This is a genomic window from Solwaraspora sp. WMMD406 (assembly GCF_029626025.1).
GTDB lineage: Bacteria > Actinomycetota > Actinomycetes > Mycobacteriales > Micromonosporaceae > Micromonospora_E.
Genome location: NZ_JARUBF010000001.1, coordinates 2,049,097 through 2,069,118 on the forward strand (window position 1 = coordinate 2,049,097; position 20,022 = coordinate 2,069,118).

Below are 20,022 nucleotides of genomic sequence, written 5' to 3' on the forward strand. Positions count from 1 at the left end.
CTGCGGTCATCCGATGACGAGGTCACCGCCGGAGGCGGTCAGGTTGACCTCTTCGGTCGCGGTGCCGGTCCAGCTCGACGAGAACATCAACGTGTCGCCGTCCCAGACAGTGATCCCGATGGTGTCCCGCCGGCCCGGTCCGCCGGCGTCGGTCGCGGTCACCCGCATGGTCAGCCCGGTCGCCACCGGCACCGGCTGCTGCGGGGTGGACAGGTCGAACAGCGTCACCTGGTAGCGCAGCTGCGCCACCGGCACGCCGCCGACCGTGGTCGCGCCGTACGACTCCAGGGTGGCGCCCTGGAACTTGTACCGCTGGTCCCCGGAGCGGTAGCCGACCAGCACCTTGCCGGCCAGCTCACCGGCGTTGGTGATCCGGCCGTCGAGGCTCACCTCGACCCGGTGCTCGGGGTCCAGCGGGTACGCGCCGGCGGTCGACTCGCTGCGGAGATAGCCGTCGCCGCTGATCCGCAGCCCGGTCGACGGGGCGACCGTCACCGTGGCCGTGACGGATCCGAGGTAGCGACCGTCGACCGTGGCGGTCACCGGGTGGTTGCCGACCGGCAGGGTCGCCGTACAGCTGGCCACGCCGCCGGTGACGTCGCCGCCCCAGAGCTTCACCTCGGTGGTACACAGCGTGGTGTCCCCGGTGGTGAAGGCGAACGGGGCACCTCGGACGTCGCCGGCATCGGCACCGACCGCCGCCCGCAGCAGGACCTGCGCCGAGTCCGCGCCGGCCACCGGGTGCACCAGCGTGTCCCCGGTGTACGCCAGCTCGGCCGGGCGGACCTGGTCGATGCGGATGTCGGCGTCGTTGAGGTCGAAGAAGACGTTACCGATCGCTTCGATCTTGATCCGACCGGTGGTGGTGTCGATGTTCGGCAGGGTGATCGTGGCGTTGCCGGTGTTCGGCACCGCCTCGGCCAGCACGTACGGGAACGTCTTCGCCCCGTCCGTCGACAGTGAGATCGTGACCTGCGTGGCGTTCACCGGCGCCGCGTCGGTGCCGGCCACGTCCCAGGTGATCTCCTGGCTGGAGCCGCCGAGGTAGAACGACGGCACCGGCTGCGAGGTGACCAGGAACGGGCCGGCGTCCGGGGCCAGCACGACCGCGGTCTCGGCGTTGCCGACCCCGCCGCCGCCGACCCGCCCGTCGCGGGCGGTCAGCTTGAAGTGCATGGTCCGATCGTTGTCGTAGCCCACCCAGTCGGCGGTCGGCAGGAACTCCGAGTAGCAGTCCACCAGGGCCTGGGTCAGGTTGGAGGCGCTGCCGCTGGCCGGCGGCTCCGGGGCGGCCGGGCAGGCACCGGTCTTGGCGTTGGTGTTGCCCGCCAGGATCTGTGCCATGTCCGGGAAGACCCGGGTCGGGTTGTCGTCGACCGCGTTCAACCCGGGGGAGTAGTACTGCTGGGTGTCCTGCGGGCTGACCAGCGCTGACGTGCCGAAGACCCGGAACAGTGGGCCGTTGGTCTTGATGTTGCTGGTCAACGCGGTACCGGCGGTGCTGCCGCCGGAGATGCCACCACGGTCGTTCTGCTCCCACATGTACGTCAGCGGGTCGCCGTCGGCGTCGGTGGCGCTGCCGGTCAACGCGAACGGGGTCCGGACCGGGATGGTGAACTGGTCCGGCACGGTCACCACCGGGGCGTGATTGGTGGTTTCGGTGACCTGCCAGCCACCGTTGTCGACCGGTCCGCCCTTGGCGGTCTCGCCGACGAAGCCGTCCGCGCCGACGAAACCGGTCAACCCCAGCGCCGGTACGTTGGTCTGGGCCACCGGGCCGCCGTTGAACGTCACCTGGAAACCGGTGTCGTTGATGGCACCGAGTCCGCCGAACGCCGCCACGGTCACCGTCGCGCCGGCCGGCCAACCGGTGATCGCCTCGATCGCCGCCTTGACGTCGGCGGTGGTGTAGTTGACCCCACGGGTGATCGGCGCCGACGACTGCCCGGCGTAGCTGATCGTGAACGAGTCACCGTCGGTGTCGAAGTCGCGCAGCGACACCGTCTGCACCTCGTTGATCGCCGGCCGCGACGAGTTCACGAACGTGGTGATCTCGTAGTAGCTGCGCTGCGACCAGTACGGATCGGAGTGCGGCTGCAGGTTGTCCTGCTGGCAGATGCCCGCGTACGCCATGATCGACGACCCGCTGCCCGGCTCGTACGAGTTGGTGGCGCTGCGGTTGCCGCCGGAGCAGTTCCACTGGGTGCCGTTGAAGGTGTGGTTGCCGGCGAACTGGTGGCCGATCTCGTGCGCCACGTAGTCGACGGCGTAGAAGTCACCGATCGGGTTCGGCAGGCCGGTGCAGCCCCGCGCCTTGCCGTCGCCGCCGACCACGCCGAGTCCGGCGACGCCGCCACCGGGCAGGCCGAAGCCGATGTGCCCGACGTCGAAGGCGCTGGCCCCGACGAGCTGACCGAGGACGATCCGGTTGCGGTTGAGCGTGGCACCGGAGCAGCCGGTCAGGTTGGCCTCGGTGAAGCAGGGGGCCGCGCCGCACGGGCCGTTCGGCCCGGCGGCCGCCTCGACGGTGTTCAGGTTGGTCTTGTCGGTGTCGTTGATCAGCACGAGCCGGATCGCGGTCTCGTCTTCGTAGACCTGGGTCACCCGGTTGATCAGCGTCACCTTGGCGGCGGTGACGTTCTCCGCGCCGAAGTAGTTCGCGTACGACGGGTCGGTCAGGAACGCCAGGCGGTAGGTCCGCAGCTTCACCAGCGGTCCGGCCGCCTCGTCGGCCTGGGCCTGGTCGATCTCCTCGCCGATCTGCTCGGCGGCGGCCCCGACGTCCGCACGTTCGATCAGCTCACCGTGCCGGTTGACCAGGTCGTGGGCGTAGTAGCTGGCGTACACGCTCTGGTCCCGGAAGTACGGGTCGACGTACCAGGAGCCGTTGGCCGAGCGCACCGAGGCGTGGAAGCCCAGCGGGGTCAGGTCGGCCCGGATCGTCGCGGTCGGGTCGTCGACACCGGTGCCGGCGTACGTCTGGATCTCCGGGTGCCGGGCGGCGAGCCCGTCCTGCATCACCGGCGAGTTGACGACCTCGAAGCGCTGCAGGTCACCGTCGGGGGTGGGCACGGTCAGCACCAGCGGCGCCGACCGCGCCGCGCGGGCCGATTCGGCCGGGGCCCGGTCGAGCTGCGTGGAGATGGCGTCCCGGTCCAGGGTGTACGCGGCCAGTCGACGGGCGTCGATGTCTGCCGGGGCGGCCGACCGGCGCGCCGCCGGTATGCCGTCGAGCGTGGACCACGGCGAGTCGGCGATCGGCGTACCGCCCTCGGGGGCGGCACTGGCCGCTCCGGACGGGCCGACCGCCGGCAGCAACGCCGCCGCGACCACGGCGACGAGCAGGGCGACCAGTCGCCGGTTACGGGACCGGCCGGTCCCGGGCGGGGGCGGTGACTGGCCGCTCGGTGTCGAGGGGTTGCTCAAGTCGTCTCCTTGGGTTCCGATCAGAACCACGACCCGACCAGCCAGGGGTGAGGCGGCCGGCGCGCCGAGGATCTTGGGGGGTCGAGCATCGACGCTAGGCCCGCCCGCCGGGCGCGGGCATCATCCGTAGGGATGAGTCGGCGCAGGTCCGCGCCGGGATGTGACGTCGGCTCCGACGATCGGCCGTACGGTTGCTATGGATGCTCCATAACGGATCCGCCCGGAAACCGCGATGCAACGCGGGGACGCTAAGGACGTGCGCGAACGGGTCGGTCAGCTGAACGCGGTCAGGAACCGGTCCCGGAACGAGTCCATCGGCCACACCGGTGCTTGCGGGTCCGGGCGCAACCCGTCCGGCCAGTCCCACCCGGCGATCTGGTCCAGCACGGCCTGGTCGCGGGTCACGATGGTGATCGGCACGTCGTGGCTGGCCCCCGGACCGGTCACCACCGGCGCGGGCTGGTGATCGCCGAGGAAGACCAGCACCAGATCGTCGTCGTCCTGCGACTCCAGATAGGAGATGATCGTGCTCAGCGAGTAGCCGATCGCCTTCGGGTAGTCCTCCCGTAGCCCGTCCTCCGCCGACCGGTCGGCCTGGCCGACGGCCATCGCCGTACGGTCGAAGACCGACCCGTCGCGCACCGTGTTCCAGTTGACCAGCTGCGGGATCGGGGTCCACGGTGCGTGGCTGGACAGCAACGCCACCTCCGCCATCACCGGCCCGTCGGTGGCCTCCCGCTCGAACCGGTCGAACGCCGACAGGACGTACTGGTCCGGGATCGAGGCGAAAGTGAACTTGTCGCCGGCGTACCCCATGTTGCGCGAGTCGTAGACCTGGTCGTAGCCGAAAAACGACCCTTCCGGCCAGGCCCGCGAGTTGCCGGGGAAGAAACCGGACACCCGCCAGCCGGCGTCGCCGAACGCCCGGGTCAGGGTCAGCCGGTCACTGGCGACCAGGCTGCGGTAGCGCTGCTGGTTGTCCACCCACAGCCCGGACAGAGTGCTGGCGTGCGCCAGCCAACTGCTGCCGCCCACCGTCGACGAGGTGAGGAAGGCGCTGCGGGACCCGTACCCCTGGGCGGACAGCCGTCGCGTGCCGTCGTCGAGGACGTCGGCGACGTACGGGGCGAACTCCGGGGCGGTGACCGAGTCGCGGCCGTAGCTTTCGACGAACGCCAGCAGCACGTCCTTGCCGCGCAGCGCGGTCAGCAGCTCGTCGCCCGGCACGTCGCGGAACGCGTCCACCTCCGCCACCTCGGCGAACTCGTGCCGGTCGTGCAGGCTGGCGCTGACCTGCAGCGTGTGATCGTAGGCGAGTCGGGCGGTGGCCCGGTCCGCCACCGGCAGCGCGAACGTGAGCGTCCCGTTGTCGTAGACGGTCACCGTGGTGCCGAGCAGCGCGAACGCCAGCCAGCCGGCGGCCAACGCGCCCACCACGCCCCCGCCGACCCGCCGCCGCTCGGCCAGCAGCCGGGCCACCCGCAGCACCGCCAGCACCGCTAGGACCAGCACGGCGACGGTGAGCAGCGCGGCACCGACCGCGGCGGCGACCGCCGCCGGCCGGCCGTAGGAGGCGTCGACGAACCGGTACGCGTCGGCCAGCAGCCCCACGTCCATCACCGGGTCGAACGGGCGGCCCAGTACGGAGAAGAAGCCCATGTCGGCGACCTTGAACACGGTCAGCACCCCGAGTACGACGCCGAGGGCGGCCGCCACCGGGACGCGTACCCGGTGCGGCAGCACCAGCAGCACCGCTCCGGCAAGCACCGCCTCCAGTGGGATCCGGGCGAACACCTGCGGGACCACGAACTCCACCTGGTACGGCAGTGTCAACGCGGCGAGCACGCCGGCCACTGCCAGCACACTGGCCGCCCAGCCGGCGGTACGGCGTACCCGTGGCCGCCAGCCGCCACCCGGTGGTGTCGGCTCGCTCTCGGTCGTCTCTGGTTCGCTCTCGCTGGTCTGTGGCGGCTTCGCCTCGCTGGTCTGCGGCTCGTCCCCCGTCGTGTCCGTCTTGCCGGGGTTTTCCGCGTCCGGATCGGTCGTACCCAGGTCCGTCGCGTCAGTGGCGGGCGGGGCGGGATGCGTCGCGGAGGACAAGATCAAGACCTTCCCTGGTACGTCGAGCCTGGTACGTCGAGCCTGGTCGTCGAGCCTGGTCGTCGAGCCAGCGGTGCGCCCGGCCGGGCCGGACTCAGCACGATATCCACACCATCGGACACCTAACAACACGCACGGACCGGCTGGTCAGATCGATCCGCCCGGAGCCGGCCGTACGGGAGCTGGCGGTGTGCGGGTGACGGACGGAGAACCAGGCATGATGTTGGCAATTCTCAAGCGGGGCATACGGTATCCGGAGGGGCGATGTCGGTGAGCCAGATCGATGTTGATGACGAGGCGCTGGCCGAGGCAATGCGGCTGTCCGGGGCCAGGAGCGAGAAGGAAACCGTGAACCTCGCGTTGCGGGAGTACGCAGCCCGACACCGGCGGATCGCCGTACTCCAACACCATGCCGGGGTCGCGCAGGGTTGGGACTACGAAGGCTGGCAGGAGATGCGGGCAGCGGGCAAAGCGCTGGCTGCGTGACCCGATACCGAGCCGACTCGTCGGCGCTCTGGCACATGCCGCGCGCATCGACGTGCCGTACCGTTGGCGATCACCGCGACAGCCGGGTTGCCGCCGGCCCTGCGGGCCGCCCGGGTCAGCCCGGTTGCCGCGAGCGGCGTCCCGGACTGACCGGTGCGAGTCCCGTCACCCCGCGACCCGTCACCCCGCGACCCGTACCACCTCGCAGTGGTAGCCCGCCGAGTCACCCGCGACCAGCTCCACGGTGGCCGTTCCGTCCTGGTGGTACACCTCGAACTCCGCGCCGGGGCCGTCGTCGGGAGCGGGCACCCGTACCCGGGTCCGCTGGCCCGGCGCCGGCGCGTACAGCCGCAGCCGCACGCCGTCGGCCCAGAGATAGTCGGGCCGGTCGGTGACCGTCCCGAACGGGATGACCGCGCCGGGCCGGGCCAGCACGGGTACGCTGTCGAACCCGTGCTTCTCGGTGATCCACCCCGGGCCGGTGACCTGCGCACCGGTCATCAGGTGGGTCCAGGTGCCGGCGGGCAGGTAGTAGGTGACCTCGCCGTCCGCGCTCATCACCGGGGCGACGAGCAGGTCCGGGCCGAGCATGTACTGCCGGTCGAGGTACGCGGTGGCCGGGTCGTCCGGGAACTCCACGATCATCGGCCGCATCACCGGTACGCCGTCGCGGTGGGCCTCCTCGGCCGCCGCCGCCAGGTACGGGATGAGGCTCAGCTTGAGCCGGGTGAAGCGACGCAGCACGTCGACCGCTTCGTCGTCGTACGCCCACGGCACCCGGTACGAGCCGGAGCCGTGCAGCCGTGAGTGTGAAGAGAGCAGCCCGAAGGCGATCCAGCGTTTGAAGACGGCCGGGTCCGGTGTGCCCTCGAAGCCGCCGATGTCGTGGCTCCAGTAGCCGAAGCCGGACGCGGCCAAGGACAGGCCGCCGCGCAGCGACTCGGCCATCGCCACGAAGGTGGACTCGCAGTCGCCGCCCCAGTGCACCGGGAACTGCTGGCCGCCGGCGGTCGCCGAGCGGGCGAAGAGCACCGCCTCGCCCGGTCCGCGCTCGGCCTCCAGCAGCTCGAAGACCGTCTTGTTGTAAAGGTACGAGTAGTAGTTGTGCATCCGTTGCGGGTCGGATCCGTCGTGCCAGACGACCTCGGTCGGGATACGTTCGCCGAAGTCGGTCTTGAAACAGTCCACTCCCATGTCGAGCAGGACTTTCAGCTTGCCCGCGTACCACCGCACCGCCGCCGGGTTGGTGAAGTCGACGAGCGCCATCCCGGCCTGCCACTTGTCCCACTGCCAGATGGAACCGTCCGGGTTGCGGACCAGGTAGCCGGCCTGCCGGCCCTCCTCGAACAGGTACGACCGCTGGGCGATGTACGGGTTGATCCAGACGCAGACCTTCAGGCCGCGTTCGTGCAGCCGGCGCAGCATCCCCTCGGGGTCCGGGAAGGTCGCCGGGTCCCAGATGAAGTCGACCCAGTGGAACTGCCGCATCCAGAAGCAGTCGAAGTGGAACACCGACAGCGGCAGGTCCCGTTCGGACATCCCGTCGATGAACTCGGTGACCGTCTTCTCGTCGTACGAGGTGGTGAACGAGGTGGACAGCCAGAGCCCGTACGACCAGGCCGGCACCCGGGCCGGTCGGCCGGTCAGCGCGGTGTAGCGGCGCAGCACGTCCTTGGGGGTCGGCCCGTCGAACAGGTAGTAGGTGAGCGACTGGCCGGGCACGCTGAACTGGGTCTGCGACACCACCTCCGAGCCGACCTCGAACGACACGTGTTCGGGGTGGTCGACGAACACCCCGTAGCCGGCGCCGCTGAGATAGAACGGCACGTTCTTGTACGCCTGTTCGCTGGCGGTGCCGCCGTCGGCGTTCCAGATGTCGACGGTCTGGCCGTTCTTGACGTACGCCCCGAAGCGCTCGCCCAGTCCGTAGATGGTCTCGCCGACGCCCAGGGCCAGCCGTTCGTGCACGAACGTGTGCCCTTCGGCGTCGGTCACCGCGCCGATGCTGCGTTCGGAGGAGGAGGTGACCAGCCGGTCGCCGCGCAGGAAGTCGACCCGCCACGGCCCGGTCAACGCCACCCGTACGGTCAACTCGCCGGTGGTCAGCCGCGCGCTGAGCCCGGTGACGGTCACCCGCACCGGGTGGTCGGTACGGTCGGCGATCGCGAACCGGGGCTGTTTGGGCAGGCCGCCGGAGTGGTGTCCGATGGTCACCCCGGCCACCCCGGGGGCGGGGGAGAAGAACCGTACGGTGATCACCGGCCGGTTGAGGGTGTCCCCGCGTCCGGTGATCCTGCCGATCGGCGCGAAGACGGTCAGCGCGCGTCCGTCCGGTTCCACCTCCACCGACTCGACCGTGCCGGGGCGCAGCACGCTGACCCCGGGACGTAACTGCCAGTATCCGTCGGTGAACTTCACTTGTCGGCTCCTGCCGTGACGCCGCGCGCGAGGGTGCGCTGGAAGATGACGAAGAAGATGATCGCCGGGAGGATGCTCAGCAGCGCTCCGGCGTTGGTGGTGGGCGCGTCCATCAGCCGGTCGCCCTGTAACGAGGCGAGCGCGACCGGGACGGTCTGGGTCTGGTTGTCGATCAGCATGACCAGCGGGATGAGGAACTCGTTCCAGGTCCAGATGAAGAAGAAGACCAGCAGCACCGAGATAGTGGAGCGGATGTTGGGCAGCACCACCCGCCAGAGGATCCGCCAGGTGCCGGCGCCGTCGAGCGCGGCGGCCTCCAGCAGTTGGCGGGGGAAGGTGCCGAGCACCGAGGAGAGCAGGTAGGTGCCGAAGGCGGCCTGGATGACGGTGAAGATGATGATCACCGCCAGGCGGGTGTTGTAGAGCCCCGCCTCCTTGGCGAAGTGGTAGAGCGGGTAGACCAGCGCCTCCTGCGGAAGCATGTTGGCCAGCAGGAAGACGCCGACGATCCAGAGCCGGCCACGGACCCGGCCGATTCCGAGCGCGTACGCGCTGAGCAGCGAGACGAGTACGGCGAGGACCGCGACCGAGCCGGAAATGAGGATCGAGTTCCACAATTTGACCGGGTAGTCGACCTGCTCCCAGTAGGTGCGCAGTCCGGTGGTGTAGAACTCGGTCGGCCAGGACAGCGGCCCGTTGGTGGAGTAGTCGCCCGGCGCCTTGAAGGCGTTGAGCAGCATGAACACGAACGGCACCAGCATGACGAGCGCGGCTGCGGTGACCAGGGCGAGCACGATCCAACGGCTGACCCCTCGGTGGTGCCGGTCGGCGGCCATCACAGACCTCCCCGGCGTTCGGCGCGCTGCTGCGCCACGAGGAAGCCCACCGCTATCAGGACGATGATCAGGGTCAGCACCATCGAGATCGCCGAGCCATAGCCGACCTCCAGCCGTTTGAAGAACGTGTAGTACGCGAAGTAGGACGGCACGTTCGTGGCGTTCTCCGGGCCGCCACGGGTCAGCGCGTAGATCGGGCCGAACACCTTCATCGCGGCGATGGTGCAGGTGAGGCCGACCACGAAAGTCTCCGGGCGGATCTGCGCCAGGGTGATCGACCGGAACCGCTGCCACCAGCCGGCGCCGTCGATCTCGGCCGCCTCGTACAGCTCCGGGTTGACCCGCTCCAACGCCGCCATGAACACGACCACCGGGTAGCCGAGCTGCACCCAGATCATCACGGCCATCACCACCGGCAGCGCGCTGTCCGGGTCGCCGAGCCAGTCATGGCCCAACGCGCCGAGCCCGACCGCGTCGAGCAGCCCGTTGAGTGCCCCGTCGGGGCGCAGGATCCAGCCCCAGATGATGCCGGCCACCACGACCGGGAGCACCTGCGGCAGGTAGAAGGCGGCGCGCAGCGCGGCGGCGGTACGGGGACGGAACCGGCGTCCGATGGTGTCGAACAGCACCGCGGCGAGCACCAGCCCGATCAGGGTGGGCAGCACCACCATCGCGATGATCATCGCCACGGTGTTCTGGAACGAGGTCCAGAAGACGTCGTCGGTGAGCAGGTTCCGATAGTTGTCCAGGCCGGTGAACCGGGGCTCACCAACACCGGACCACCGGGTCAGCGAGAGGTAGCCGGTGTAGCCGAGCGGGCCGCCGATGACGAGCAGGAACAGCAGCACGCCGGGCAGCAGGTAGAGCCAGTACACGGCGTTGCGCCGGTCGGCCCGGCGCGCGGACCGGCCGGCCCGGGTCGATCTGGTCGGGGCCGGGGTCGACGAGGCCGGGTTGGTCGGGGCCGGGGGTGACGCCGTCGTCCGCCCGGCGGCGGGGACGGTCTCGGGAACTGCCATGGGGGTCCCTCCACGGCGGGACGGGCGCACGGTGACCGGATCGACCGGAGTGCGTCGGGGCGCGCGCCCGTCCCGACCGCCGCTCAGTCGCGCGTGATCTCCGCGACGCCGTCCTGATAGGGCTTGGCGATCGCGTCGAGGACCTCCTCGGGCGACCTGGACTGGTTGATCAGCCCCTGAATGCCGGAGACGAGCACGTCGTAGTAGCCGGGCACCGGCCAGTCCGGGTAGAAGGCGAGGCCGTCCTGGGCGCTGATGGTGTTGAAGTCCTCGACCAGCTTGCGGTCCTTCTCGTCGCTGATCGTCGCCGGGTCACCGGCCACCGGCACCCCGCCGTTGTTGCCGATCAACGCCTGGATCTCCGGCCGCAGGGTGATGTCGATGAAGTCGTACGCCAGGGTCTTGGCCTCGCTGGACTCCGGGACGACCCAGATGTTGCCCGACGAGCCGGGGTGCAGGCTGGTGCCCGGGAAGAGGAAGGTGTCCCAGTCATAGCTGATCTCGTCTTTGAACCGGCCGAACCACCAGCTACCGGAGACGATCATCGGTACGTCGCCGGCGATGAACGCGGTGCCCATGTCCTCGGCCTTGAGGCTGGCCGAGTCGCTGGCGATGTAGCCCTTCTCGACCCATTCGGCGAAGGTCTCGGCGCCGTAACGCAGCGGGTCGGCCTGGAAGTCGACCGGGTTCTCGTACAGCTGGTAGTCGTTGACGAAGTCTCGGTCGGCGCGGGAGAGGGCAAGCAGGTAGAAAAGCTGCCCGGCCGGGTACTCGGCGCCGGACATGCCCAGCGGGGTGATGCCCGCGTCGACGAAGGTGTCCATCGCGGCGGTCATCTCGGCCAGGGTGGTCGGGACGCTCACCCCGTGCTCGGCAAAAAGCTCCGTGTTGTAGTAGACCATCACGTACTCGCCATAGTTGGGTACGCCGTACCAGGCGCCCGAACCCATCACCCCGTTGTCGTACCGGGCGGTGGTCTGCAGGCTGGGGCTGAGCGCGGTGTCCCAGCCGCGTGCGGTCGCCTCCTCGGTGAGGTCGGCGAGCAGCCCCTGCGAGGAGAGCAGGCCGGCGGTGGCGTTGCCCTTGTTGTACTCCATGATGTCCGGGCCCTCATCGGAGTTGATGATCATGCCCGCGTTCTGCTGGATCTGCTCGAACGCCTTGCGTTCGAAGCGCACCTCCACCCCCGGGTGCTCTTCCTCGAAGATCTCGATCGCCCGGTCCCAGCCGATGCCCATCGCGCTGTTCTCGCTCTCGTAGTGCCAGAGCTTGAGAACGTTCGCCTCGCCGTCGGCCGTGTCGTCGCCGCAGGCGGTCAGCCCGGTCGCCGTGAGCGCGGCCACCATCACCGCCGTGGCTACTCTGTGAAATCGTCGCATTGCTAATCTCCCTGATGAGTATCGAGCGGTACTCGTCAAGCCCGTCGTCGCGTGCCAGCGCGGCGGCGGGCTACTTTGGTGTCGGGGTCGGTGGGTCGCCGCCGGCCCCGTCGCCGCGCGCGGTGTCGCTTCGGGTACGCGGGGAGCCGCTGGACCCTCGGATCTCCAACGTGCACGGCAGGAGTTGCTGGTGGACTTCGTCGCTGCCACCGTCGACGTGCCGCAGCAGCGTCTCGATGGCGATCCGGCCCAGTGCCGAACCGGGCGAGTTCATGGCGGTCAGTGCCGGCGTCGCCAGATCGGCGACCTGGGGTGAGGTGACCATGGAGACGACCGAGACGTCGCCGGGCACGCTCCGGCCCCGGGCGGTCAGCTCGCCGAGCAGGCCGAAGACGGCACTCTCGTTCATGGCGAGAATCGCGGTCAGGTCGGGTGCCTGTCGCAGGGCGGTGGCCAGTGCGGCCCGGCCACCGGCCGCGCTGTCCTCGGCGAAGGTCGTCAGTGGCGGCAGGCCGTGGTCGGCCATCGCGGCGGTGAACGCGTCGCGGGTCCGCAACGCCGGGCCGTAGCCCGCCGCGACGGCGTCGGCGGAGTGGTTGACGTAGACGATCCGGCGGTGGCCGAGGCCGACCAGGTAGCCGACCGCGTCGCGGACCGTCCGGTCGAAATCAATATCGACGTACGACAAGCCGGTGGTGTCGGCGGTGCGGCCGATCAACACCTGCGGTACGCCGATCTCCCGCAGAACCTCCACCCGGGGATCGTGCAGTTGTACCTCCATCAGCAGCGCGCCGTCGAGCATCCGCTGGCTGGCCAGGCGGCGCAGCTCATCGAGGTCGCCCGCGCCGATGGGCGAGAGCACCAGGTGGTAGCCGGCCGTACCGGCGGCGGCTGCCGCGCCGGTGACGAACGCGGTCTCGGTGGCGCCGAGACCCCGTTCGTCCATCGGCATCAGCAGGCCGAGGATGCGGCTGCGCCGGCTGGCCAGCCCCCGGGCCATCGCGTTGGGCTGGTAGCCGAGCTGGGCCATGGCGGCCAGCACCTTGTCCCGGGTCGCCGGGGAGATCGGCCGGGTGCCGGTGAGCACGTACGACACTGTGCTGGCCGACACCTGAGCGAGGCGTGCGACGTCCTGCATGGTGGCCATCGGACACCTCCCTGCGTGTCGCGTCGGGCCCGGTTCACCCGGTGGGTGGCCGGCTGGGCGGGCCCGGTGACCTCTGTCGAACCGCTTCGACGAAGCGGTTCGACAGAACGTAGGACACGTGTTACGACCACGTCAATAGGCAATGACAGGTCCGCGTCGGCAACCTCGGTCCGTGACGGCCGGCCGACGTCCGCCCTGGCTGGGGTGCCCCGTGCTGTACGGATGGCGGTACGGTGTCGTCGCTGCCGCAGCGACCGAAGGGGGTTCGGTGGCGATCGTCAAGCGGGGAAGTCGGCCGATCGTCGTCGACGGCTGCCACTACCGCTGGACGGTCTGCAGGAAGCCGACCTACAGCCAAGCCATGGCCTGGTCGCCGCTGACGTTCGCGGTCGAACGAGTCGAGCCGCCGGGTCGCGCCATTCTCGTCGTACGGCTGTCGTCGGCCCATCCTGGCAACTGGGTCCACGCCGAAGCAACGCCGGTCCGGCCGGCGATGGTCGCCGCCGCCATCCGCCAAGCGCTCGTACGCGGCTGGCAACCGGACCGACCTGGCTCGCCGTTCGTCCTCGACGCGGACTTGACCCTGTGACCACGAGCCGCACTCACGCCCGGTCGAACCGGACCGATCGAGGCTGCACCCGGGGTACAGGTCGATTAATCGGGCAGGAGGCGATGCTCAGCCAGTCGTGCGGCGGCTAGCTGGACATGTGCGTCGGTGAACAGACGAGCCTTTCGTAGGCTCCATGCCGTAACGCGGCGGGTGAGCTCTGTGACGTCGCCTGTGGGTGGTGGTTGCGCTGCGGCGAAATGCACGGTGGCGAGGAGTTCGAGACTGTACGGTGATTCGAAGCCGTCGACGACATCGAGCACCAAATTTAGCTGAGAGAGGCTTTTGGGATTCGTCTTTACTGACTCGCTGGCGGCTTCGTAGCCGCCGGTTAGGGGTTTGATCGGTGCGAACTCGGTTACCCGCGCTGACCTGTCGCCGAGGCCGGTGAGGAAATGGCCTTCCAGTGTGGCCAAGACGCGCGTCAGGCTCTCTGAGTACGGTCCGTATCGTCCACGAACGAATTTCAGATTGAGCGGTGCGCCGGCGATTTGCAGGAGGTAGGCCAACTTCTGCACCTCTAGTTCGCTGATTCCATCGCGGAATTCCTGCAGCCTGGCACGGTCCAGATATGCACCGATCGCAGCCACTAGCAGGGCGCGTAGGTCGGTCAGTTTGGGGCGTGGCGTGGCGTCGGGCATGCTCTCGGGGGGAGGTGCTCCCTCCGGGGCGAATATCACGGCGCGGATCTGGGGCATTCTCCGACAGGCATCTTCGATCATTGGCCGGATCTCGGCCCAGTCCAGGCCGCCGTTGCCGCAGCCAAGCGCTGGGATCGCGATGGAGCCGATCTCGTACCGCGAGACGACATCGACGAGGTCTGCCAGGCCAGCGCGAATGTCGTCTATCTTCGAAGGGTTGCGCCAGTGCTTCTTCGTGGGGAAGTTGATGATGTATCGCCGAGGGCCGACGATTCCACGATCGACGACGAACATCCGACCCAGTCGGACCTCGCCACGCTTACAGGCAGCCTGATAAGAGCGGAAATTCTCGGGGTACGCCCGTTTGAACTGCAGGGCGATGCCTTTGCCCATCACTCCGACCGTGTTGACCGTGTTGACGAGGGCGTCGGTGTCGGCGGTGAGAAGGTTGCCGTGGCCATCCTCGATCATCCCCGTCACCCCCTAGGCCGTTGGAACCCGTAGTACCACGTGGGTACGACAGCCACACGTGAAGTTAGGTAATGGTCACCCAGCGTGGCTCGCGCTTGGGCCGCATGCGCAGGATCGTACGCTGCTACCTGCTGGAACACAGCCAAGGGCACTTCCCTGTGTACCAGGAACTCCGCCATCCTGCGGCGCTGGCGGTCCGGGTCCTCCTCGGTGCTGTTCCAACGCTCTGCGTACATCAGCGGCCAGTCCACCATGCTGTTCAAGTCATCAAGGTTAGTCGTGAACGTGGTGGCTGCGTTGGCGGCGTTGCCGTCGGTCGCGACCCATGCCAGGCCGGCGTCGACCACGGCCCCGACTGTCGCGGCCAGGTAGACAAGCTGACGGTCGCCGCCCGCGTACCGTCCAGGGATGCTGTCACGGTGGTCGCAGGCAATCCGATACATCATGGGCGAGCGCGGGGCGAAGTAGAACGGAACGTAGTCCCCAACGTAGCCGCGCGGACCGATCGGAATTTGTCGCCGGCGGCGGGAGTCCTTGATCGCTGGATCACCGACCTCTGTACGGGTGAGGCCGGCACGGGCGGACACATCGCAGGCCAACCGACCCGTCGCGGCGATGATTGGAAGGTTTTCCACGTGGGTGAAGTGCAAGATCCATCGATCTCGTACGGACGTCGATGCTGCTGAAGACATCCGTGCCGGACCTCCGCTTATGTGACTGCGAGTACGGGAGTCTATCGGAGGGTGCAGACGGTGCTTGTGCCTGAACTAGACGATGATGGTGTGCCCTCGGGACGAGTCGAACGTCCGACCCCGTGATTCGTGGTCACGTGCTCTGTCCACTGAGCTACGAGGGCGTGCTGGTCGGTGCTACTGGCACTGACCAGTGTCGTGTGCCCGGGGAGAGTCGAACTCCCATGCCTTGCGGCACCGCGTTCTGAGCGCGGCGTGTCTACCGGTTCCACCACGGGCACGTGGCGCGTCGTTGCTGAAGGGGAGTTGCCGGGTACAGGTCCGGCGATGAGTGGCGGGACGTCATGAAGGGCGCTGGTGCAGACGGCGAGCTGGCGACCGATGGACTCAGCGATGCGTCGCGTCGTCTCTCAGTCGGTCAACGGCGGCGGTCGGCCACGGCGGCCGACAAGGCAAGCTGGCCACGAGGGCGGTGCAGCAGACCGAGCGACACACGTCGCCCTCGCCGCATCTCCGGCTTCCTCATGGCTGCCCCCTTTGGCGTGCTCGTCCCGATGGTCGTTGCGTGTTTGCTGACTCGAACCGTAGGCGTCCCTGCCGGGCAGGTCCACCGATTTCCCCGCTGGGCCGCCTCAACTCGACCTGCGCTGCCCCGCCTGGTCGCCGCGATCGTCGGGCGGGCCGGCTACCCGAACAGGGTCACTGTCAGCCAGCATGGCGTCGAACTCGTCCTCGGTCACGTCGAACTCAGCCAGCTCATCGTGCTGCATGCCACCAGCATCGCACTCGGCCGTCGACCAGCACAGTGCGCAACCGCCACGTGCCATCCTCGATGTCTACCTTGGGATTAGAAGAAGATCATGGATGGCTGGCCAGGAGCTTTCGCCCCTGGTGTCAGCCCGTCCGTGACTGTCGGCCAACGTCCGCCCCGGCCGGGTGCCTTGGCTGTACGAATGGTGTACGGCGAGGTCTGGGCGATGGGCAGAAATCGCCACTCATCTACTCGGCGGTCGATTCGTCGCTGTTGCCGTCGTCGAACCATGACGGGGCGGTGCTGCATCCGACGTAAAGGGTCGACTCGTCCGTCCCACCCCGGATCAGCGCGGCGATCAAGGCGCTGATCTGCACAAACTTTCCGTCGTCGATGGTCGTTCATGGTCAACTTCTGTCGTAAACTGACGCCCTGGAGACGCCCTGACGCCCTGATCTTGGATGGTCCGGGCGGTGCCGACGGCGGCCGGGGACGCAGCCGTGCGGGTACGGACCCGGCGCGATCGGTGTCGGTGGCAAGCCAGTCCGGGTTCTGGACTGGCGCGGCGGCCGGAAGCCCCAACCCCGACGGCGGCCAACCCCGCCGGTTTCCGGACCTCCTTGCCGCCGTCGACCACAGGGCGGGCGGGGCTTCGAACCCCAAACCCGCGTAAGGGCTGTGGATCGGGTCGAACCGGGTATATCGATGCGCTGACCTGCGGCGGGTTCCTTGAAGCCTCTCGGCTTCTCGCAGCCGCTTCGGCCATCGTTTGTACTGGCGTTGTCGTAGCTGATCTTCAAGTGCTCGTTTGTCGCTGTTGGACGGGCTTGAACGATGACGTGATCCCGACTCGTAAATTCGGTGATTGTGCGCTTGTCGTCAATGATGGTGGCGTGACTCGGGTGTTTCCTCGTCGCCGGCGGCGGCGGACCGTCGCGGTTGTGGTCTTAGCTGTCGCCTGTGGTCTGGCGTCGGTGATCGTTTGGTGGAATCCGTGGGGGTGGGGGCTGCCTCGGTTCGGCTGGGAGGGCACGGAACAGGCTGGCTGGATCGCGGGGATTGCCAGCGGTGTGCTGTCGTTGGTAGCACTCGTCGACGGGTTCATGGCGCGGGGCGTCAAGCCTGGTTCATCGTCGGTACTGGCGGGAAGCGCTGTACGAGTCGGTCGGGTCCCGGAGCGGGCGGCGTGGTTTCAGGATCGGCCTGCGCGGGTGGATCTTGCGCGCGCGGCAACAGCGGGTCGGACGGCGGTGTTGACGCAGGTGTTGTCGGGGATGGGCGGGGTGGGTAAGACCCAGTTAGCGGCGGAGTTCGCACGCCGGTTGGATCGGGATCGGGAGGTGGATGTGCTGGTGTGGGTGACGGCGTCGAGTCGTGACGCGATCGTCGCCCGCTATGCCGACGCTGCCCGCGTGGTGGGTGCCGCCGTGGCGGGGGACGGGGACGGTGAGGCTGCGGCCAGCCGGTTCGTGTCGTGGTTGGAGCGCACGTCGAAGCGGTGGCTGGTCGTGTTGGACAACCTCGACAGCCCTGGTGACGCTGCGGACTGGTGGCCGCCGAACAATCGCAGAGGTCGGACGGTGGTGACGACTCGTCGCCGTGATCCGGTGCTGCATACGGACGGTCGTGTCCTGGTCGACGTTGACGTGTTCAGCGCGGATAACGCCGTCGACTACCTCGATGGTGCGATCGGTACCAGTGGTGACCAGGATGACGACCTAACCGCGTTGGCCGCTGAGCTGGGGTATCTGCCGTTGGCGTTGGCGCAGGCGGCCGCGTTCATCCGGGACCGGGGCATCGACCCTGTCGGCTACCGGACCCGGCTCGCTGACCGGCGCAAGAGGTTGGCTGATCTTGTCCCGCCTGATGATGCCTTACCGGATGGGCACCGGGCGACGGTCGCGGTCACCTGGTCGTTGTCGATCGACGTGGCGGACAGTCATCCGCCGGCCGGGCTGGCCCGGCATGTGCTGAACCTCGCCGCTGTGCTGGATCCGAACGGCATTCCCGAGGCCGTGTTCACCGCCGGTCCGGCCGTGGAGTATCTCGCAGACCGCAGTGGGCGGAACGATCTGGCCGTGGATGAGGTGCGAGACGCGCTGCGCAACCTGCACCGGTTGAGTCTGCTCACCCACGATCCGCAGGCGGGTGTGGTCCGTGTCCACGCCATGGTGCAGCGGGTCACCTGCGACGCACTCGACTCGGTCCACCTCGCTGCGGTCGCCCGGAACGTCGCTGATGCCCTTTTGGCTAGCTGGCCAGCCATCGACCGGGGCCACGGAGCTACTCAGAGCTTGCGGGCCAACTCTTCCGCTCTACGGATGGCCAGCGGTGATGCCCTACTTCGCCCCGGCGTCCACTCCCTACTGTTCCAAGCGATCAACAGCCTCGGGAACACGGGACAAGTTGAGTCCGCCGTAGCCGCGTTCGCAGAGTTGCTCACTGACTCTTTGCGGGTGCTGGGGCCGGATCATCCCGACACCCTGACCACTCGTAGCAATGTCGCCGGCTGGCGGGGTCGAGCGGGTGATGCCGCCGGTGCGGTGACCACCTTCGAGGAGTTGCTCACTGACTCTTTGCGGGTGCTGGGGCCGGATCATCCCGACACCCTGACCACTCGGAACAACCTCGCCGGCTGGCGGGGTCGAGCGGGTGATGCCGCCGGTGCGGTGACCACCTTCGAGGAGTTGCTCAATGACTCTTTGCGGGTGCTGGGGCCGAACCATCCCGACACCCTGACCACTCGCAACAATGTCGCCGGCTGGCGGGGGGAGTCGGGTGATGCCGCCGGTGCGGTGACCACCTTCGAGGAGTTGCTCAATGACTCTTTGCGGGTGCTGGGGCCGGATCATCCCGACACCCTGCGGGCCCGGAACAACCTCGCCGGCTGGCGGGGTCGAGCGGGTGATGCCGCCGGTGCGGTGACCACCTTCGAGAAGTTGCTCAATGACTCTTTGCGGGTGCTGGGGCCGAACCATCCCGACACCCTGACCACTCGGAACAACCTCGCCGGCTGGCGGGGTCGAGCGGGTGATGTCGCCGGCGCGGCGAGCGCGTTCGCAGAGTTGCTCAATGACTCTTTGCGGGTGCTGGGGCCGGATCATCCCGACACCCTGCGGGCCCGGAACAACCTCGCCGGCTGGCGGGGTCGAGCGGGTGATGTCGCCGGCGCGGCGAGCGCGTTCGCAGGGTTGCTCAATGACTCTTTGCGGGTGCTGGGGCCGAACCATCCCGACACCCTGACCACTCGCAACAACCTCGCCTTCTGGCGGGGGGAGTCGGGTGATGCCGCCGGCGCGGCGAGCGCGTTCACAGGGTTGCTCAATGACTCTTTGCGGGTGCTGGGGCCGGATCATCCCGACACCCTGCGGGCCCGCAACAACCTCGCCTCCTTGCGGGGTCAAGCTGGTGATGCCGCCGGTGCGGTGACCACCTTCGAGGAGTTGCTCACCGACTCTTTGCGGGTGCTGGGGCCGGATCATCCCGACACCCTGCGGGCCCGCAACAACCTCGCCTACTGGCAACTACAGAGCAGCCTCTGATCTGCGCCGCAGACGCGTTTTATGCGACGGCAACGGTCTCTCGCCGCAGGCCGAGATAACACGGCGCGGCGCGTCCGGCGGTTGCCCGGCGGTGACGGTCGTTTCCCGCCTGGCCGCGTAGCGGTCCGTGGCGGCTTGCCGCCGGGCGGTGTTCCGCCCGTGCGTCGCGCTGGGCGCGGCGTCTTGATCCAATACAGATCTATTGGGACTGCGTGATTTCCGCGTTTGACCGTTGGGCGTGACCGAGATGGTTAGATGGTGATCCGGTCGCCGTAGGCGAGGATCAGGGCGTTGAGGGCCCCGCCCCAACCGTAGACCCGGCCAGTGATGCTCCCTCCCCTGCGTTTCTGCTGGACGACGAGGTGAATGACCTTCATCGAGGCCTGCTCGGTCGGGAAGTGCCCACGTCGGCGGGCGGCCTGACGAATCCGTGCTCGGTGCGTTGGTTCGGTGGACCGCTGTCGGGGTACTCGTTGGAGTGCAGAGGTAGGTACGGCTGATCTTGCA

The 20,022-nt window shown here is 68.5% G+C and carries 15 protein-coding genes and 2 tRNA genes; 3 read left to right on the forward strand and 14 right to left on the reverse strand.

Annotation, left to right across the window (positions count from 1 at the left end; translation table 11 throughout):
* Nucleotides 1-6 precede the first annotated feature (6 nt).
* On the reverse strand, nt 7-3,426 hold the full coding sequence (locus tag O7632_RS09385) for a M12 family metallo-peptidase (RefSeq protein ID WP_278113191.1): 3,420 nt from the start codon (nt 3,424-3,426) through the stop codon (nt 7-9).
* A gap of 273 nt (nt 3,427-3,699) precedes the next feature.
* The gene (locus O7632_RS09390; RefSeq protein ID WP_278113192.1) at nt 3,700-5,526 is read right to left on the reverse strand and encodes a sulfatase-like hydrolase/transferase; all 1,827 of its coding nucleotides are present in this window, start codon (nt 5,524-5,526) and stop codon (nt 3,700-3,702) included.
* 264 nt (nt 5,527-5,790) lie between these two features.
* Between O7632_RS09390 and O7632_RS09395 the strand changes: the two genes are divergently transcribed.
* Nucleotides 5,791-6,012, forward strand: a complete 222-nt coding sequence (locus tag O7632_RS09395; protein WP_278113195.1) for a type II toxin-antitoxin system VapB family antitoxin — start codon at nt 5,791-5,793, stop codon at nt 6,010-6,012.
* 180 nt (nt 6,013-6,192) lie between these two features.
* Here the strand turns inward: O7632_RS09395 and yicI are convergent, their stop codons facing one another.
* The 5 genes from yicI to O7632_RS09420 form a co-directional block, all read right to left on the reverse strand.
* Nucleotides 6,193-8,430 carry an alpha-xylosidase gene (gene yicI, locus O7632_RS09400; RefSeq protein ID WP_278113197.1) on the reverse strand — a complete coding sequence of 746 codons (2,238 nt, stop codon included), beginning with the start codon at nt 8,428-8,430 and terminating at the stop codon, nt 6,193-6,195.
* Entirely contained in the window at nt 8,427-9,266 is an 840-nt protein-coding gene (locus O7632_RS09405) for a carbohydrate ABC transporter permease (protein WP_278113199.1), read from the reverse strand. Before O7632_RS09405 ends, yicI begins: the two co-directional genes overlap by 4 nt.
* The gene (locus tag O7632_RS09410) at nt 9,266-10,285 is read right to left on the reverse strand and encodes a sugar ABC transporter permease (protein ID WP_278113201.1); all 1,020 of its coding nucleotides are present in this window, start codon (nt 10,283-10,285) and stop codon (nt 9,266-9,268) included. The genes O7632_RS09405 and O7632_RS09410 overlap by 1 nt, the downstream gene beginning before the upstream one ends.
* 83 nt (nt 10,286-10,368) lie before the next feature.
* Complete coding sequence (locus tag O7632_RS09415; RefSeq protein WP_278113203.1) at nt 10,369-11,664, reverse strand: ABC transporter substrate-binding protein; 1,296 nt, start codon at nt 11,662-11,664, stop codon at nt 10,369-10,371.
* A 70-nt stretch (nt 11,665-11,734) separates the two neighbouring features.
* Nucleotides 11,735-12,811: a LacI family DNA-binding transcriptional regulator gene (locus tag O7632_RS09420; RefSeq protein ID WP_278113204.1), complete on the reverse strand. Its 1,077-nt coding sequence runs from the start codon at nt 12,809-12,811 to the stop codon at nt 11,735-11,737.
* Nucleotides 12,812-13,079: 268 nt separating this feature from the next.
* On the opposite strand from O7632_RS09420, the gene O7632_RS09425 reads away from it, so the two are divergent.
* Nucleotides 13,080-13,400, forward strand: a complete 321-nt coding sequence (locus tag O7632_RS09425; RefSeq protein WP_278113206.1) for a hypothetical protein — start codon at nt 13,080-13,082, stop codon at nt 13,398-13,400.
* 65 nt (nt 13,401-13,465) lie between these two features.
* Here O7632_RS09425 and O7632_RS09430 read toward each other — a convergent pair whose 3' ends face one another.
* From O7632_RS09430 to O7632_RS09455, 6 genes are all read right to left on the reverse strand, one after another.
* Nucleotides 13,466-14,530, reverse strand: a complete 1,065-nt coding sequence (locus O7632_RS09430; protein WP_278113208.1) for a macro domain-containing protein — start codon at nt 14,528-14,530, stop codon at nt 13,466-13,468.
* Nucleotides 14,531-14,535: 5 nt separating this feature from the next.
* The gene (locus O7632_RS09435) at nt 14,536-15,180 is read right to left on the reverse strand and encodes a DUF4433 domain-containing protein (protein ID WP_278113209.1); all 645 of its coding nucleotides are present in this window, start codon (nt 15,178-15,180) and stop codon (nt 14,536-14,538) included.
* Nucleotides 15,181-15,313: 133 nt separating this feature from the next.
* A tRNA-Arg gene (locus tag O7632_RS09440) sits at nt 15,314-15,386 on the reverse strand.
* Between the two features lie 35 nt (nt 15,387-15,421).
* A tRNA-Leu gene (locus O7632_RS09445) sits at nt 15,422-15,503 on the reverse strand.
* 351 nt (nt 15,504-15,854) lie between these two features.
* Entirely contained in the window at nt 15,855-15,992 is a 138-nt protein-coding gene (locus O7632_RS09450) for a hypothetical protein (RefSeq protein ID WP_278113211.1), read from the reverse strand.
* A gap of 229 nt (nt 15,993-16,221) precedes the next feature.
* Nucleotides 16,222-16,350, reverse strand: coding sequence for a hypothetical protein (locus tag O7632_RS09455; protein WP_278113213.1), 129 nt, complete (start codon nt 16,348-16,350; stop codon nt 16,222-16,224).
* Between the two features lie 834 nt (nt 16,351-17,184).
* Between O7632_RS09455 and O7632_RS09460 the strand changes: the two genes are divergently transcribed.
* On the forward strand, nt 17,185-19,515 hold the full coding sequence (locus O7632_RS09460; protein WP_278113215.1) for a tetratricopeptide repeat protein: 2,331 nt from the start codon (nt 17,185-17,187) through the stop codon (nt 19,513-19,515).
* A 251-nt stretch (nt 19,516-19,766) separates the two neighbouring features.
* Here O7632_RS09460 and O7632_RS09465 read toward each other — a convergent pair whose 3' ends face one another.
* Nucleotides 19,767-19,892: a hypothetical protein gene (locus O7632_RS09465; protein ID WP_278113216.1), complete on the reverse strand. Its 126-nt coding sequence runs from the start codon at nt 19,890-19,892 to the stop codon at nt 19,767-19,769.
* Nucleotides 19,893-20,022 lie beyond the last annotated feature (130 nt).

What these genes read in the sequence shown, in the direction of transcription:
- O7632_RS09395 (WP_278113195.1), top strand. Translation starts at nt 5,791, where the DNA reads ATGTCGGTGAGCCAGATCGATGTTGATGACGAGGCGCTGGCCGAGGCA.
- O7632_RS09405 (WP_278113199.1), bottom strand. Translation starts at nt 9,266, where the DNA reads ATGGCCGCCGACCGGCACCACCGAGGGGTCAGCCGTTGGATCGTGCTC.
- O7632_RS09410 (WP_278113201.1), bottom strand. Translation starts at nt 10,285, where the DNA reads ATGGCAGTTCCCGAGACCGTCCCCGCCGCCGGGCGGACGACGGCGTCA.
- O7632_RS09415 (WP_278113203.1), bottom strand. Translation starts at nt 11,664, where the DNA reads ATGCGACGATTTCACAGAGTAGCCACGGCGGTGATGGTGGCCGCGCTC.
- O7632_RS09420 (WP_278113204.1), bottom strand. Translation starts at nt 12,811, where the DNA reads ATGGCCACCATGCAGGACGTCGCACGCCTCGCTCAGGTGTCGGCCAGC.
- O7632_RS09430 (WP_278113208.1), bottom strand. Translation starts at nt 14,530, where the DNA reads ATGATCGAGGATGGCCACGGCAACCTTCTCACCGCCGACACCGACGCC.
- O7632_RS09450 (WP_278113211.1), bottom strand. Translation starts at nt 15,992, where the DNA reads ATGCAGCACGATGAGCTGGCTGAGTTCGACGTGACCGAGGACGAGTTC.
- O7632_RS09465 (WP_278113216.1), bottom strand. Translation starts at nt 19,892, where the DNA reads ATGAAGGTCATTCACCTCGTCGTCCAGCAGAAACGCAGGGGAGGGAGC.